Raw genomic sequence first — 15,417 nt, 5'->3', positions numbered from 1 at the left:
GAGCGGCGCGTTCGGGCGCGCGAGCCTCGTGACTAAAGGTGAATCGCGCGGACCACCCGGACGTGCGGCAGCCTGCGGAGCCGCTCGAGGACCTCCGGGCCGGGCGCCGAGTCCACGTTCAGGAAGGCGAACGCCCGGGAGCGGTCCTCCTGCCGGGAGAGCGAGATGCGCGCGATGTTCACGCCGGCGTCGCCGAGCGCCGTGCCGAGGTTCCCGAAGACGCCCGGCGCGTCGTCGTTCTCGCAGACGATCACGTGTCCCTCCGGCACCGCCTCGAGGCGGAAGCCGTCCACCCGGACGATGCGCGCCTCCCGCTTGCCGTACACGGTGCCGGCGACCTGCGCCTCCCCGCCCTGCCCGCGCACCGTCACGGTGACGACGCTCGCGTAGTCGTGGGACTCGGCGGAGCGCACCTCCCGCACCGCCATCCCGCGGTCCTTCGCGATCGCCGGCGCGTTCACGTCGTTGAGGGGCGTCTCCAGGAAGTGGCGGAGGAGGCCCACGAGGGCGCGCGCCGAGAGGGGCCGCATCGGCACGGCCGCGAGCTCGCCGGCGACCTCGACCGTCACCTCGGTCGGTCCGGCGGGCGCGAGCTGCGCCGCGAGAGACCCGAGCTTCTCGACCAGCGGCAGGTACGGCGCGAGCTGATCCATCACCTCCCGCGGGAGCCCCGGCACGTTCACGGCGTTCTTCACGACGCCCTTCTGGAGGTACGCGGCGAGCTGCTCGGCGATGGCGACGGCGACGGCAGACTGCGCCTCCTCCGTCGACGCGCCGATGTGCGGCGTGCAGACGAAGCTCTCGACGGCGAACAGCGGATGATCAGGCGGCGGCGGCTCCTTCTCGAAGACGTCGAGCGCCGCGCCGCCGAGGTGGCCGGACGCGAGCGCGTCCGCGAGCGCGCGCTCGTCCACGATCCCGCCGCGCGCGCAGTTCACGAGGAGCGCGCCGCGCTTCATGCGCGCGAGGACGCCGGCGTTCACCAGGTTGCGCGTCTGCTCCGTGAGCGGCACGTGCAGCGAGATCGCGTCCGCCTCGGCCCAGAGCTGGTCGAGCTCGACGAGCGTCACGCCGAGCTTCGCCGCCGCCTCGGGCGAGATGAACGGGTCGTACGCGATCACCCGCATCTTCATCGCGACCGCCCGGTCCACCAGCACCGAGCCGATGTTCCCGATGCCGACCACGCCGAGGGTCTTGCCCGAGAGCTCGTGCCCCTGGAACTTCTTCTTCTCCCACTTGCCCGCCTTCACGCTGGCCGTCGCGGCGGGCACGTGGCGGTAGAGCCCGAGGATCATCGCGAGCGCGAGCTCGGCGACGGTGACGGACGATCCGCCCGGCGTGTTCATCACCACGACCCCGCGCCGGGTCGCTGCGTCGAGGTCGACGTTGTCGACGCCCACTCCAGCGCGGCCGATCACCTTGAGGCGCGTGGCCCGCTCGAGGAGCTTCGCCGTCACCTTGGTCGCGCTGCGGACGGCGAGCGCGTCGTAGCCGCCGATGATGGCCTCGAGCGCGTCGGGCTTGAGGCCCACCTTCACGTCCACCTCGAGGCCGGCCTCCTCGAGCACCTTCACCGCCTCGGGAGACAGATCGTCGGAGACGAGGACGCGGGCTGACATGGTCACCTCCCGGGCGGCCGCGGACGGGCGGCGCCGGAGCGCGGGGTCGAACGGGGACGAGGGACCTAGCGGCGGCCCACGCCCCCGTCAACGCGTGTTGCCCCGCGCGGCACGCTCCCGGCGGGATGGCGCGGCGCGGCGAGGCGACAGTGAGGTTTCAGGCGCGCGTGGCGCGGAGGGAAGGGCCGGGAGGGGTCGCCCCCGCCGGCGCCGGCGTCACGCCCGGAGCCCGACGAGGGCGAGACCGACGACCTGGTTCTTCACCCGGTCGATCTCCTCCTCGGTGCTCGCCGGAACGAGCCCGACGACCATGCCGGAGACCGCGAGCTCGAGGCCGCCGAGGATCGTCGCCGCGGCGACGATCGGGTCCGCGTCCGCGCGCAGCTCGCCGCGCGCCTGCCCCTGCCGGACGACGTCGGCGACGAGGCCCACCGCCTTCTCGAACGTCTCGCGCGTGGAGCCGGCGCGGAGGCCCTGCGGCGTGCGCGTGACCTCGAGGATGAGCACCCGCACCGCGGACGGCGCGGTCTTGTAGACGTCGAAGACGAACCCGAAGATGCCCGCGATCTTGTCGCCGGCCGTGCCCTGGCCCGCGTCGATGGCGGCGAGCGCGTTGATGAAGATCGTCCACTGCTCGGCGAAGACGCTCTCGAGCAGCTCGTCCTTGTTGCGGAAGTAGTGGTAGACGAGGCCGTAGGCGACGTTCGCGGCGCGCGCGACGTCGGCGATGCGGCAGCCGTGGTAGCCCTTTTCCGCGAACACGCGGACGGCGGCGTGGAGGATCGCCCGGCGCTTCTCGGGCTCGAACTCTTCGTTCCCGGCGCCCTTCGGCGCCGTGCGGCTCTGGCGCGCGCGGCTCACGAGCGATGTCTCCGTTCCTGTTCACCCACCGGAAAACCGGATGGGACCCGATCGGGTCGGCCGCCACGTCGGCGGACCGTCCTGATGACTTAGCAGAACGGAGGCGGGCTGCGGAAGGGAACGCTCAACGGAACTGCACGCCTTCGGCGAGGCGAGAGAGGTCGAGCGACGCGGCGTAGTGCAACCCACCGCAGTCGTTCACGGTCACAGCGAGGCGGGCGAGGAAGCAGTGGCAGGGGGAGTCCCAGACGAAACTGCCTGTGTGCTGCTGGATCTGCCACGGCGCGACCCGGCGCGTAGCTCCTCCCCCCGAGCATTGTTGAACGTCCTGGGCGCGGGCCGGCAGGAGCGCGTCGTATCCGACGGTCCCGGCGCCCAGGACGACCCGGGCGCCGAACGTCCCCGAGGCGATGGCGTCTATCGGCGCGGTTCGGAGATCGAAGAGCGGATCGACGCCCGCCATGAGCGGGCCCGAGCCGCCCGCTCCCACGGCGAGCAGCCCGGCGCGGAGGACGTCCCCGCGTGGGTTCCCGACGGAGATCCCCGCGCGGAGCTCCGTGAACGCATCGAGCCAGGAGGTGTACTTGGGAGTAGGCGACGTCTCCGGCCGCCCCTGGATGGCGAGGAAACGGCCCGAGATGTCGCCCGTGACGGGGCCGGCGAGCACGCCGGCCGAGAAGAAGGTCTCCGCGAAGCGCCCGGCGCGGACGTCGAGGTCCTGGCCGACCTCGAGGCGGAGCCGGTCGACCCCGCCGAACCGCAGCCGGTTGTCGACGGAGAGCCGGGCCTGCGAGAACGCGTCCTGGGGGGCGGCCTGCAGCCGGTAGGAGGAGTTGACGACCGTGGGGCCCGCCGCGAGGTTCAGGGTCTGCGGGCCTGGCTGCACGAAGCGGTCCCACACGTCGTACGCGGGGAGCGCGAGCGAGGCGCCGCCGCCCGCGGCCGCGGTCCCGGCCCGGAGCTCGAACCGGGGCAGGATCCGGTGCTCGACCTTGCCGTAGCGGCGCGCGAGCTCCGTGGAGACCGCCGCGCCGGCGGCCGCCCACTCGACGGCGGTCGGGTCCCTGCCCGCGTCGAACGCGTAGCCGAGCGCGGCGCCGCGGACGTACGGCGCCACGGTCACCGCGCCCGCGACGAGGACGGGCGCCGAGACCTCCAGATGCGCGTCGAGCCGGGTCGCCGCGTCGCGAGCGCCGACGCCGGCGTAGTTCACCGGCTCGCCGCCGACGGAGAGCGTTCGGACCGCTGCGCCCGGGTCGCCCGGCCCGGGCCCGCCCTGCGCGTCGCCGGACGCCGTCGCGAAGCGCGCCACGCCGGCGCGCCCCGAGAGCTCGATCGGACCGAGCGCGGCCGGGACCAGGGTCGCCGCGAACGATGGCCAGGGGTGGAGGACCGGGATGTCCGAGCCGAAGACGCCGTACGCCGGCCGCGGCGCGCCGGGTCCGGCGATCTGCGGCGCGACCCACGCGGCCGGCGTGAGCGGCAGGAGATAAGCCGCGGCGCCCTCGAGCACCACGGCGTCGCTCCGGTGCGAGAGCAGAACGTCCGAGCGCCGGTAGAAGGCTGAACGGAGGAGGACGTCGGGGGTGTAGTCGCGCCACAGCACCGGATCGCTCGCCAGCGCGAGATCGAGCCGCAGGTGGGTGTCCGGGCCGAGCCGCTGCTGGTGCGCGCCGGTGATGGAGAGCCGATCCCCGCTGCCGCCGCCCGCCTCGCGCGCGAAGTCGTGGACCCAGGCGAGCTCCACCCTCCCGTCCGCGTCCACCGCCGGCGCCCAGCGCAGCTCGAGGCGGGCGCCCGGACCGCGAACTTCGCTGCCCTTGCTCGCGGGAGCGAAGAACGTTCCGGGCCCGAAGGAATACTCGGGCGTGACGGTCGCGTCGGCGCTGCGGCCGAGCGTCACGAACACGGGCTGGGAGATCGTGAACCCCGTCGTGCTCGTCGACTCGATCATCGGGATCAGGAGCCCCGTCTGCCGATCGCTGAGCGGCATCATCAGCCAGGGCACGATCAGCACCGGCACCGGCCGCTGGATGAACAGGAACCGCGGCGTCACGTACAGCACCGGCCAGGACAGGATCGCGCGCTTCCCCGGGATCACGTCCGCGCTGCGGGCCCGGAACTCCCACGACGGCGCGCCGCCCCCGCAGTCGCATAGCGAGAGCCGCGCGTCCGTGAGCGCGAGCCGGCCCGAGCGCTCCCCCTCGAGCCGCGCGCCGGAGAAGCTGAGCCGGTTCCGGCCGTTCCGCCGGGCCTGCTCGAGGCTGGTGGCAGAGCCGAGGTCGACCGCGCCCTCCTTCACGAAGGCCGTGACGTGCTCCGCCTCGAACGGGCCGCCGAGCAGCGCGTGGACGCCGTCGGCGGCGATGGCGCGGGTCGCGTCGGTGAGGAGGACGTCGCCGACCGCGTCGATCTCGCCGGTCGCGGGGTCGACGCGCGCGCTCCGCGCCCGGAGCGTCACGAGCCCGCGCCGGACCACGACGTTCCCCTCGAGGTGGACCCGACCGTCCGGATCGCGCGTGACCGTGTCCGCGTCCGCGGACACGTCGCCCGTGCCGCCGGGCAGCGCAGCCGGAGACCGCGAGGCCTGGCCCGCGAGGAGCCCGGCCAGGGCCAGGACGGCGACGACGTTCACGGTGGATCGGAGCCGGCGCCTCTACTGGCCCGGCTCGACCTCGGGCTCGGACTCGGACGCCGCCGGCGCGGCCGCGGGCGCGTCCGTCGGCTCCGCGGCCGCAGGGGCCTCCTGGGCCGACGCGGACGCGGGGCGCTCGAAGTCGATGGCGAGCAGGTCGCCCTCGATCTTCTGCTGGTACGGCACCTTCTGCCGGAGCTTGATGTCGAGCACGTAGCTCGAGCCCTGTCGCGCGGGCGTGATCATCGCCACCGCGGAGGAGAAGAAGGACGTGTCCATGAAGCGGAGGTCGTTCCGGCGCTCCGCGCGCGTGTTCTCGAGCTCGATCCGGATCGTGTCGTTCCCGACGTCCTGGATGGTGAAGCGGGGCGTGACCGACGTCCGCACGTAGACGCGCGACACGCCGGCGATCTGCTTGAAGCCGACCTCGCGGAGACGGGCGGCGGGCGCGGCGAGGCCGAGCCGCTCGGGGGCGGGCGCCACCGCTGCGGCCGCCGGCTCCGGGCGGGCCTCCGCCTTCGGGGCGAGCTCGGGCTCCGGCTCGGGCGCCTTCTCCTCCGCCGGCGGCGCCGCCGCCGGAGCAGCGCTCGCGACCGCGACCGCCTTCTGCTGCTCGGCGTCCTCGCGAGCCTTCCGGGCCGCGTCGTCGCGCGCGCGCGCCTCCGCGTCCGCCCTGGCCTGCGCGTCGGCGTCCGCCTTGGCCTGGGCCTCCGCCTTCGCCTGCGCCTCGCGCTCCGCCGCCGCGCGCGCCTCCTGCTCCGCGCGGGCGCTGGCCGCGGCCGCCGCGCTCGCCTGGGCATCGGCCTGGGCCCGGGCCTCCGCCTTCGCCCGCTCCTCGGCCTTCGCCTGCGCTTCCGACTGGGCCTTGGCCTCGGCCTGCACCTTGGCCTCGGCGGACTCGCGGGCGCGCTGGTCGGCCTCGACCCGCGCGCGCGCCTCCTCGTCCTCGCGCGCGCGCCGGTCGGCGTCGGCCTTCGCCTGCGCCTCCTGATCGGCGCGCGCCTTCGCGGCGGCCTCGTCCTGCTCGCGGCGCGACGCCACGGCGGCGGCGGCCGCAGCGGCGGGCTTCGCGATCCGGACCACCAGCGTCTCGCCGGCGTCGGTCACGTCCGGCGGGCCGACCTCGACGGCGAACGCGATCATCACGCGCGCGATGGAGGTCGCGTCGGAGCCGTAGGACAGGTTCTTCACCACGTTGATGACGCCGTCCTGGACCGTGAGCGTCTCCGCGACGCCCTCGAACCTCGACTCGGAGAAGTCGATGACGAACCGCGGCGGCTCGGCCATCGCGAACGTGGTGAAGCTCGGCTTCTTCGATCCCTTCACCGAGAGGACCAGGGTCGAGCCCTCGTCCTTGACCTCGACGGCCGTGATGACGTTCAGGTCCGCCGCGCGCGCCGCGGGCACGGCGAGGGCGGCGAGGGTGAGCGCGGCGAGGTGGCGAAGGCGCATCGGAGGGCTCCGCGGAAGGGAAAATCGGGCGGAACGATAGCACGGGGGGCGGAACCCCGAAAAATTCCCGAGGACCTTCGTGCCGATATCTGACTACAGGTCGCGCGCGAGCAGCCCGCGCGCCTCGCCCACGAGATAGAGCGATCCCGCGACGCAGACCACGCCATCCGGGCCGGCGGCGGCGCGCGCGCACGCGAGCGCGGCGGGCAGATCGGCGTGCACGTCGGCGGCGACGCCGCGGGCCGCCGCGAGAGCCTGGAGCTCGGCCGCGGGGCGCGCCCGCGGGCTCGCCGGCGCGACGAGGTGCAGCCGGCGCACCGCGGGCGCGAGCGCGCCGAGCATGCCCGCGTGGTCCTTGTCGGCGAGGACGCCGAAGACGAGCTCGACCGGGCGGCCGGGCCGGAGCGCGGGGAGCGCCGCCGCGAGCGCGGCCGCGCCCTGCGGGTTGTGCGCGCCGTCGAGCAGCACCCCGCCGAGCTCCTCGAGGCGCCCCGGCCAGCGCGCGCCGGCGATGCCGGCCGCGATGGCGTCCTCGCCGACCTCGACGCCGGCGGCGCCGAGCGCCCGGAGCGCCGCGGCCGCGAGCGCCGCGTTCGCGCGCTGGTGCGCACCGGCGAGCGCGATGCGGCCGTCGTAGCCCGCGGGCGCGACCGTGAACGGCGCGCCGCGGCGGGCGGCCTCGCTGCGCAGCACCTCGAGCGCGCCGGGCGGCTGGACGGCGTGGACGACCGCCGGCACGCCCGGCTTGAAGATGCCGGCCTTCTCGAAGGCGACCTGCTCGACGGTGTCGCCGAGCAGCTGCGTGTGGTCGAGGCCGATGCGCGCGACGGCCGTGACGCGGGGCACGACCGCGCTGGTCGCGTCGAACCGGCCGCCGAGCCCGACCTCGACGACGGCGACGGAGACCCCCGCCTCGGCGAGGTGGAGGAGCGCGGCGAGCGTCGCGAACTCGAAGTAGGTGAGGCGCTCGCCCTCCCCGCCCGCCTCGTGCCACGGGCAGGCCCGGCGGATCGCCTCGACGCGCGCGGCGAGCGCCGCGTCGTCGATCTCGACCCCGTCCACCTGGATGCGCTCGTTGAACCGGACCAGGTGCGGCGAGGTGTAGAGCCCGACGCGGTGCCCGGCCGCCCGGAGCGCGGCCGCCGCCATGGCGCACGTCGAGCCCTTCCCGTTGGTGCCTCCGACGTGGAGGATCGGGTAGGCGCGCTCCGGGTGGCCGAGCGCGTCGAGGGCGCGCTCCACGCGCTCGAGGCCGAAGCGCATCGCGAGCGGCTGGAGGCCGTCGAGATAGCGGTGGACGTCGTCCATCGGGGGAGGTCGTAACCGGCCGCGGGACGGCGCGCCGGGCGGGCGAGGCCGGCCCGGCGGCGCCGCGTCCGGAGGCTACGCCGTGAGCGCGAGGATCTGGACCAGCCGCTCGCGCAGCTCGAGGCGCGGGACGATCGCGTCGATCATGCCGTGCTCGAGGAGGAACTCCGAGCGCTGGAAGCCGGGGGGCAGCTTCTCGCGGATCGTCTGCTCGATGACGCGCGGGCCGGCGAAGCCGATGAGCGCCTTCGGCTCCGCGATCACGAAGTCGCCGAGCCAGGCGAAGCTCGCCGCGACGCCGCCGGTGGTCGGGTGCAGCATCACCGAGACGTACGGCTTGCGGACGGAGCGGAAGCGGTGGAGGGCGGCCGAGGTCTTCGCCATCTGCATGAGGGAGAAGATGCCCTCCTGCATGCGGGCGCCGCCGGTGGACGAGAACACGATGGCGGGGATCCGGCGTTCGTACGCGCGGTCGAACACCCGGGCGACCTTCTCGCCGACGACCGAGCCCATGGATCCGCCCATGAACTCGAACGCGAAGGACCCGATGGAGACCTGCTGCCCGCCGATGGCCCCGACCCCCGAGACGAACGCGTCGCGGAGCCCGCTCGACTTGAAGGTGCTCTTGAGGCGGTCCCGGTACTTCTTCGCGTCCGTGAACCCCAGCGGGTCCTGCGGCGTCAGATCGGCGTCGAGCTCCTGGAACGAGCCCTTGTCGAGGACCAGCTCGAACCGGCGCTTCACCGGGAGCGCGTCATGGGCGCCGCACGACGGGCAGACGTTCCAGTTCCGCTCGTACTCGGCGCGCGGCACGACCTCGTCGCAGCCCTCGCACTTGTACCAGATGCCCTCGCCCTTCGCGGCGGGTGCCGGCGGCGCGCTCGGGGTCGCCTCCTTGGACTTCAGCTTCTTCTGCTTCGAGAACCAGGGCATCGCGCCTTCCCGTTGAAAAGTGGCCCGGTCCTTAGCTGACCTCGCCGAGGGCTGTCAACGAAAGCCCCGGCGCCGACGCGGCGCGGCATGGCGCCGCCGACGCGCGACGCCGTGCGGCATCTCACGGGTGGGTTCGCACTTCGTTCGGCCTTGCGCCGCTCCGCGACGGCCCTCACGAACGACCGCACCGAACACCCGAGCCGCCCCGGGCGCCGCCCGGCCAGCGCGGAGGCCCCATGCCGTCGATCTCCCTCACGCTGAACGGGAAGCGCGTCACGGCCGAGGTGGAGGCCCGCACGCTCCTCGTCGAGCTCCTGCGCGAGCGCCTCGGCCTCACCGGCACCCACGTCGGGTGCGATACGAGCCAGTGCGGCGCGTGCGTCGTGCACGTCGACGGCCGGTCCGTGAAGAGCTGCACGATGTTCGCGCTCGAGACGGAGGGGCGTTCGGTGACCACCATCGAGGGGCTCGCCACGAACGGCACGCTCCACCCGATGCAGGCCGCCTTCCACGAGAACCACGCGCTCCAGTGCGGCTTCTGCACGCCGGGGATGGTGATGAGCGCGGTCGAGCTCGTGCGCCGGAATCCCGGCGCGACGGACGAGCAGATCCGGAGCTGGCTCGAGGGGAACCTCTGCCGGTGCACCGGCTACCACAACATCGTGAAGGCGGTCCGCGCGGCCGCCGCGAGCGCGAGGTGAACGCCATGGCCAAGGACGGCATCGGCGCGGCGGTGCTCCGGAAGGAAGACCGGCGGTTCCTCACCGGCGCAGGGACGTACACGGACGACCTGACCCGGCCTCGGCAGACGTTCGCCCACTTCGTGCGCTCCCCGCACGCGCACGCCCGGATCGGGGCGATCCGGGCCGACGCCGCCCGGGCCGCCCCCGGCGTGCTCGCGGTGCTCACCGGCGCGGACCTCGCCGCGGACAGGACGGGGAACATCCCGACCGGCTGGCTCATCCACAGCAAGGACGGCTCCCCGATGGCGGAGCCGCCCCACCCCGCCCTCGCGCAGGAGCGGGTCCGGCACGTCGGCGATCCGGTGGCGATGATCGTCGCCGAGACGAAGGACCAGGCCCGCGAGGCGGCGGCGCTCCTCGAGGTGGACTACGAGGAGCTGCCGGCCGTGGCGACGCTCGCGCAGGCGATGGCGCCGGGCGCGCCGCTCGTGTGGGAGCAGGCGAAGGGGAACGTCTGCTTCGACTTCCAGCTCGGCGACGCCGCCGCGACCGACGCCGCGTTCGCGAAGGCGTTCAAGGTCGTCTCCCTCGATCTCGTGAACAACCGGCTCGTGCCGAACGCCATCGAGCCGCGCGCCGCCATCGGGGAGTACGACCGCGCCACCGGCGACTTCACCCTCTGGACGACCAGCCAGAACCCGCACCTCACGCGCCTCCTGCTCGGCGCGTTCACCTTCGGCGTCCCCGAGCACAAGCTGCGGGTCGTCGCCCCGGACGTGGGCGGCGGCTTCGGCTCGAAGATCCCCCACTACGCCGAGGAGATGCTGGTGCTGTGGGCGGCGCGGAAGATCGGCCGGCCGGTGAGGTGGACGGCGCTCCGCTCCGAGTCGTTCATGTCCGACGCGCACGGGCGCGACCACCTCACCCACGCCGAGCTGGCGGTGGACCGCGACGGGACGTTCCTCGGGCTCCGCGTGAGGACCGCCGCGAACATGGGCGCGTACCTCTCCACGTTCGCGCCGGCGATCCCCACCTACCTCCACGCGACGCTGCTCGCCGGCTGCTACCGGACGCCGGCGATCCACGCGGAGGTGAAGGCGATCTTCACGAACACCGTGCCGGTGGACGCGTACCGCGGCGCGGGCCGCCCCGAGGCCGCGTTCGTCGTCGAGCGGCTCGCGGACCTCGCGGCGCGGGAGCTGGGCGTGGATCGGGTGGAGATCCGGCGGCGGAACTTCATCGACCGGTTCCCGTACCAGACGCCGGTCGCGCTCCAGTACGACGCGGGCAACTACTTCGCGACGCTCGACACCGCGCTCGATCGGTCCCGCTGGCAGACGTTCGAGGAGCGCCGCGCGGAGGCGCGGACGCGCGGGAAGCTCCGCGGCATCGGGATCTCGACCTACGTCGAGGCGTGCGGGATCGCGCCGTCCGCCCTGGTGGGCGCCCTCGGCGCGCGGGCGGGGCTCTACGAGTCGGCCGGCGTCCGCGTCCACCCGACCGGCAGCGTCACCGTGTTCACCGGCACGCACAGCCACGGCCAGGGCCACGAGACGACCTTCGCGCAGATCGTCGCCGACCAGCTCGGGATCCCGGTGGACAGCGTCGAGGTGGTCCACGGGGACACGTCGAGGATCCCCTTCGGGATGGGCACCTACGGCTCCCGCTCGCTCGCGGTGGGCGGCTCCGCCCTCGTGAAGGCGACCGAGAAGATCGTCGCGAAGGCGAGGAAGATCGCGGCGCACCTCCTCGAGGCGAGCGAGGGCGACGTCGAGCTCCGCGACGGGAGGTTCGTGGTCGCTGGGACCGACCGCGCGAAGACGTTCGGCGAGGTCGCGCTCGCGGCCTACGTCCCGCACAAGTACCCCGCCGGCCTGGAGCCCGGGCTGGAGGAGACCGCGTTCTACGACCCGAAGAACTTCACGTTCCCGGCGGGCTGTCACGTGTGCGAGGTCGAGATCGACCCCGACACCGGCCAGGTCCAGGTCGTCGCGTTCACCGTCGTCGACGACGTGGGGAACGTCGTGAATCCGATGATCGTCGACGGCCAGATCCACGGCGGCGTCACGCAGGGCATCGGCCAGGCGCTGCTCGAGGGCTGTCTCTACGACGACGCGGGCCAGCTCCTCTCCGGATCGTTGCTCGCCTACACGATGCCGCGCGCCTCGGACCTGCCGTCTTACGACGTCGGGACGCACGTCACGGCCTGCACGCACAACCCGCTCGGCGCGAAGGGCGTCGGCGAGGTGGGCGCCATCGGCGCGCCGGCCGCGGTGATCGGCGCGGTCGTCGACGCCCTCGCCGACCTCGGCGTCCGGCACGTGGACATGCCGGCGACGCCGGAGCGGGTCTGGCGGATCATCCGCGACGCGCAGGCGAAGTCGAAGGTCTAGGGGAGGCGCGCCATGCAAGACTTCACGTTCCACAGGGCGGAGAGCGTCGCAGACGCCGTCGCGAAGCTCCGGGCGCGGCCGGAGGGCAAGCTCCTCGGCGGCGGGCAGAGCCTCATCCCGGTGATGAAGCTCGGCCTCGCGGCCCCGACGGACGTCGTCTCCCTCGCGGGCCTCGCCGAGCTGCGCGGCGTCCGCGTCGAGGGGAAGGAGCTCGTGATCGGGGCAGCCACCACCCACGCCGACGTGGCGGACTCCGCCGAGGTGCGCGGGGCCATCCCGGCCCTCGCCGACCTCGCGGCGCACATCGGCGATCCCCAGGTCCGCAACCGCGGCACCCTGGGCGGCTCGCTCGCGCACAACGATCCGGCCGCCGACTACCCCGCGGCCGTGCTCGCCCTCGGCGCGACGATCGTCACGGACCGCCGGCGGATCCCGGCCGACGCCTGGTTCCAGGGGCTCTTCGCAACGGCGCTCGAGCCGGACGAGGTCATCGTCGCGGTGCGCTTCCCGATCCCGGAGAAGGCCGCCTACGCGAAGCTCCCGCACCCCGCGTCGAAGTTCGCGCTCGTGGGGGTGATGGTCGCGAAGGGACCGGCGGGCGTCCGCGTCGCCGTGACCGGAGCGGGGGCGGGCGTGTTCCGCGCGGAGGCGCTCGAGAGGGCGCTCGCGGCGCGCTTCGCGCCCGACGCGCTCGCCGGCAGCGCGGTCCCCGCGGACGGGCTCACGAGCGATCCCTTCGGCAGCGCGGAGTACCGCGCCCACCTCGTGGGCGTCCTCGCCCGGCGCGCCGTCGCGGCCTGCGGCCAGGGCGGAGGCGGACCCTGACCGGCTCCCGGCCCCTGCCCGCCTCCGTCGGAGACGTGCTGGCGCTGCTCGCCGAGGGCGAGTACGTCGCCGACCGCGGGCTCGCCACGGCGATCTACCTCGCGCTCCGGCTCGGGCGGCCGCTCTTCCTCGAGGGGGAGGCGGGCGTGGGCAAGACGGAGGTGGCGAAGGTGCTCGCGCGCACCCTCGGTCGGCGGCTCATCCGCCTCCAGTGCTACGAGGGGCTCGACCTCGCCCAGGCCGCGTACGAGTGGAACTACCCCCGGCAGATGCTCGAGATCCGCATCGCCGAGGCGGCGCACGAGACGGACCGCGCCCGCATCGAGCACGACCTCTTCTCCGAGCGGTTCCTGGTGAAGCGGCCGCTGCTGCAGGCGCTCGAGCCGGATCCGGCGGGCGCGCCGGTCCTGCTCATCGACGAGCTCGACCGGACCGACGAGCCGTTCGAGGCGTTCCTCCTCGAGGTGCTCTCGGATTTCCAGCTCACCATCCCCGAGATCGGCACCGTCTCCGCGCCGGTCCCGCCCATCGCGATCGTCACCTCGAACCGCACCCGCGAGATCCACGACGCGCTGAAGCGCCGGTGCCTCTACGCCTGGATCGACTACCCCGACGCGGCCCGGGAGCTCGCGATCCTCCGGCGGAAGGCGCCGGACGCCGCAGACCGACTCGCGCGCGAGGTGGTCGGCTTCGTCCAGCGGCTGCGGGCGAGGGACCTCTTCAAGCTGCCCGGGGTGGCCGAGACGCTCGACTGGACCCGCGCGCTCGTGGCCCTGGACCGGACCGCGCTCGATGCGGAGACCGTCGACGCGACGCTCGGCGTCCTCCTGAAGTACCAGGACGACATCGCGCGCGTCCGCGGCGCGGAGGCGGAGGCCATCCTGCGCGAGGCGGCGGGGGCCGCGCCGCCGTGAGCGCGCGCTCGCCCGCGGTGCCGGCGGGCGGCGGCCACCTCCCGTCGCACGTCGTCCGCTTCGCCCGCGTGCTGCGGCGGGCCGGGCTCGCCGTCGGCACGGATCGCGTCGCGGTCGCGATGGCTGCGGCCGCCGAGGTCGGCCTCTCGCGAGAGGAGGACCTCTACTGGGCCCTCCACGCGGTGCTCGTGAGCCGCGCCGAGCACCGCCCGATCTTCGACGAGGCGTTCCGGCGGTGCTTCCGCGGCGTGCTCGCCGGGCCGGGGGGTCCGGACGGGGCCGGCGCCCGCGCGCCCCCGCCCGCCGCGCACCGCCGCGTCGCGGACGCGCTCGCGGCGGAGGGCGGCGGCGCGAGAGCCCTCCCGGCGGCGCCCGGCGGGGAGGAGACGGCCGCGCTCGCCTGGTCGGATCGCGAGGTGCTCCGGACGAAGGACTTCGAGCAGATGTCCGCGGCGGAGCTGCGGGAGGCGGAGGAGGCCATCGCGCGGATGCACCTTGCGATCCGCGACCTGCCGGTCCGGCGCCTGCGCCCGGACCCGCGCGGCGACCGCGTCGATCCGCGCGCGACGCTCCGGGCCGCGCTCCGCGCCGGCGGCGGCGGCATCCCGCTCCGGTGGCGCTCGGCGGCGACGCGCCCGCCCGCGATCGTCGCCCTCTGCGACGTGTCGGGGTCGATGGCGCGCTACGCCCGCATCTTCCTCCGGTTCCTGCACGCGCTCGCGCGCGACCGCCGGAGCGTGCACGTGTTCACGTTCGGGACGCGCCTCACTCCGGTGACCCGCCTGCTGCGCCACCGCGATCCCGACGAGGCGCTCGCCGCGGTCGGCCGGGCCGTGAAGGACTGGGACGGCGGGACGCGGATCGGCGCGGCGCTCCGCGAGCTGAACCTGCGCTGGGCGCGGCGACTCCTCGCGCAGGGCGGCGTCGTCCTGCTCCTCACCGATGGGCTCGACCGCGACGACGCGCGGGGGCTCGCCGCGGAGGCGGAGCGGCTCCGGCGCGCAGCGCGCCGGGTGATCTGGCTGAACCCGCTGCTCCGCTGGGCGGGGTTCGAGCCGCGCGCCGCGGGGATCCGCGCGCTCCTCCCGCACGTGGACGAGCTCCGGCCCGTCCACGACCTCGAGAGCCTCAGCCAGCTGGCGGCGGCGCTGTCCGGTCCGGCGCGGCCCGCGCCCGGCGCCCGGGCAGGAGCCGGCGCAGGAAGCGCAGCACGAGCGCGGCGAGCGCGCTGAGGACGAGCGGGATCAGGCGGACCGGCCCCGCCGGGCGGGCGAGCGGCGCCGCGCCAGGCGCACCGGGCGCGGGCGCCCCGCCGCCCACGGGAGCCGCCCGGGCCGCCTCCGCCTCGAGCGTCGCCCGCACGCAGGCGGCGAACTGCTGGAAGAGCTGGTGCGAGACCTGCTCGATCATCCCGCGCCCGAGCTGGACGACGCGCCCGACGACGTCGACGTCGGCGTGCACCGTCACCTCGACCCCGCCTCCCGGCCGCTCCACCAGCGCGCTCGACATCGCCATCTTCGCGGCGCCGGCGCCGGTGCTCTCGCGTCCCTCACCGGTCATCTTGACGGTGCGCGCCGCCTCGTCCACGTCGACGAGCCGCACCGTGCCCCGGTACGCCACGGTCATCGCGCCGACCTTCACCTTCACCGCACCGTGGAACGTGCGCGCGTCGGCGACCTCGGTGAGCTCCGCGCCCGGGAGGCACGTCACGACGCGCCGCGGATCGACGAGGTACGCCCAGACCGCGGCCGCCGGCGCCTTCACCTCGAACCGCTCCTCGATGCGGAACCCCAT

The 15,417-nt window shown here is 74.7% G+C and carries 12 protein-coding genes; 5 read left to right on the top strand and 7 right to left on the bottom strand.

Features of this window, described 5'->3' with window-relative positions; genetic code table 11:
• Positions 1-32: 32 nt before the first annotated feature.
• The 6 genes from serA to accD all read right to left on the bottom strand — a co-directional run bounded on the left by serA (position 33) and on the right by accD (position 8,808).
• Positions 33-1,619, bottom strand: a complete 1,587-nt coding sequence (gene serA, locus AMOR_RS25985; RefSeq protein ID WP_248355525.1) for a phosphoglycerate dehydrogenase — start codon at positions 1,617-1,619, stop codon at positions 33-35.
• 216 nt (positions 1,620-1,835) lie between these two features.
• The gene (locus AMOR_RS25980) at positions 1,836-2,480 is read right to left on the bottom strand and encodes a TetR/AcrR family transcriptional regulator (protein WP_248355524.1); all 645 of its coding nucleotides are present in this window, start codon (positions 2,478-2,480) and stop codon (positions 1,836-1,838) included.
• Positions 2,481-2,604: 124 nt separating this feature from the next.
• Positions 2,605-5,115 (bottom strand): LPS-assembly protein LptD, encoded by a 2,511-nt coding sequence (locus AMOR_RS25975; protein WP_248355522.1) that lies wholly within the window; start codon positions 5,113-5,115, stop codon positions 2,605-2,607.
• A gap of 21 nt (positions 5,116-5,136) precedes the next feature.
• Positions 5,137-6,567, bottom strand: coding sequence for an AMIN domain-containing protein (locus AMOR_RS25970; protein ID WP_248355520.1), 1,431 nt, complete (start codon positions 6,565-6,567; stop codon positions 5,137-5,139).
• 93 nt (positions 6,568-6,660) lie between these two features.
• Positions 6,661-7,875: a bifunctional folylpolyglutamate synthase/dihydrofolate synthase gene (locus tag AMOR_RS25965; RefSeq protein WP_248355518.1), complete on the bottom strand. Its 1,215-nt coding sequence runs from the start codon at positions 7,873-7,875 to the stop codon at positions 6,661-6,663.
• Positions 7,876-7,950: 75 nt separating this feature from the next.
• Positions 7,951-8,808: an acetyl-CoA carboxylase, carboxyltransferase subunit beta gene (accD, locus tag AMOR_RS25960; RefSeq protein ID WP_248355516.1), complete on the bottom strand. Its 858-nt coding sequence runs from the start codon at positions 8,806-8,808 to the stop codon at positions 7,951-7,953.
• A 236-nt stretch (positions 8,809-9,044) separates the two neighbouring features.
• On the opposite strand from accD, the gene AMOR_RS25955 reads away from it, so the two are divergent.
• From AMOR_RS25955 to AMOR_RS25935, 5 genes are read left to right on the top strand one after another with little or no spacing between them, the layout of a single operon-like run.
• The gene (locus tag AMOR_RS25955; RefSeq protein WP_248355515.1) at positions 9,045-9,509 is read left to right on the top strand and encodes a (2Fe-2S)-binding protein; all 465 of its coding nucleotides are present in this window, start codon (positions 9,045-9,047) and stop codon (positions 9,507-9,509) included.
• 5 nt (positions 9,510-9,514) lie between these two features.
• Positions 9,515-11,884 carry a xanthine dehydrogenase family protein molybdopterin-binding subunit gene (locus AMOR_RS25950; RefSeq protein ID WP_248355513.1) on the top strand — a complete coding sequence of 790 codons (2,370 nt, stop codon included), beginning with the start codon at positions 9,515-9,517 and terminating at the stop codon, positions 11,882-11,884.
• 12 nt (positions 11,885-11,896) lie between these two features.
• On the top strand, positions 11,897-12,709 hold the full coding sequence (locus tag AMOR_RS25945; protein ID WP_248355512.1) for an FAD binding domain-containing protein: 813 nt from the start codon (positions 11,897-11,899) through the stop codon (positions 12,707-12,709).
• 35 nt (positions 12,710-12,744) lie between these two features.
• Entirely contained in the window at positions 12,745-13,623 is an 879-nt protein-coding gene (locus tag AMOR_RS25940) for an AAA family ATPase (protein ID WP_248355510.1), read from the top strand.
• Positions 13,620-14,855 carry a vWA domain-containing protein gene (locus AMOR_RS25935; protein ID WP_248355508.1) on the top strand — a complete coding sequence of 412 codons (1,236 nt, stop codon included), beginning with the start codon at positions 13,620-13,622 and terminating at the stop codon, positions 14,853-14,855. Before AMOR_RS25940 ends, AMOR_RS25935 begins: the two co-directional genes overlap by 4 nt.
• Here AMOR_RS25935 and AMOR_RS25930 read toward each other — a convergent pair.
• The gene (locus tag AMOR_RS25930; protein ID WP_248355506.1) at positions 14,752-15,417 is read right to left on the bottom strand and encodes an SRPBCC family protein; all 666 of its coding nucleotides are present in this window, start codon (positions 15,415-15,417) and stop codon (positions 14,752-14,754) included. The two genes, AMOR_RS25935 and AMOR_RS25930, sit on opposite strands and share 104 nt — an antisense overlap.

Source organism: Anaeromyxobacter oryzae (genome assembly GCF_023169945.1).
Lineage (GTDB): Bacteria > Myxococcota > Myxococcia > Myxococcales > Anaeromyxobacteraceae > Anaeromyxobacter > Anaeromyxobacter oryzae.
This window is presented reverse-complemented; position numbering and strand designations above follow the sequence as displayed.

Bases quoted from the DNA above. Each gene is read 5' to 3' on its own strand.
- serA (WP_248355525.1), bottom strand. From the start codon at position 1,619: ATGTCAGCCCGCGTCCTCGTCTCCGACGATCTGTCTCCCGAGGCGGTG.
- AMOR_RS25970 (WP_248355520.1), bottom strand. From the start codon at position 6,567: ATGCGCCTTCGCCACCTCGCCGCGCTCACCCTCGCCGCCCTCGCCGTG.
- AMOR_RS25965 (WP_248355518.1), bottom strand. From the start codon at position 7,875: ATGGACGACGTCCACCGCTATCTCGACGGCCTCCAGCCGCTCGCGATG.
- accD (WP_248355516.1), bottom strand. From the start codon at position 8,808: ATGCCCTGGTTCTCGAAGCAGAAGAAGCTGAAGTCCAAGGAGGCGACC.
- AMOR_RS25955 (WP_248355515.1), top strand. From the start codon at position 9,045: ATGCCGTCGATCTCCCTCACGCTGAACGGGAAGCGCGTCACGGCCGAG.
- AMOR_RS25950 (WP_248355513.1), top strand. From the start codon at position 9,515: ATGGCCAAGGACGGCATCGGCGCGGCGGTGCTCCGGAAGGAAGACCGG.
- AMOR_RS25945 (WP_248355512.1), top strand. From the start codon at position 11,897: ATGCAAGACTTCACGTTCCACAGGGCGGAGAGCGTCGCAGACGCCGTC.
- AMOR_RS25930 (WP_248355506.1), bottom strand. From the start codon at position 15,417: ATGGGGTTCCGCATCGAGGAGCGGTTCGAGGTGAAGGCGCCGGCGGCC.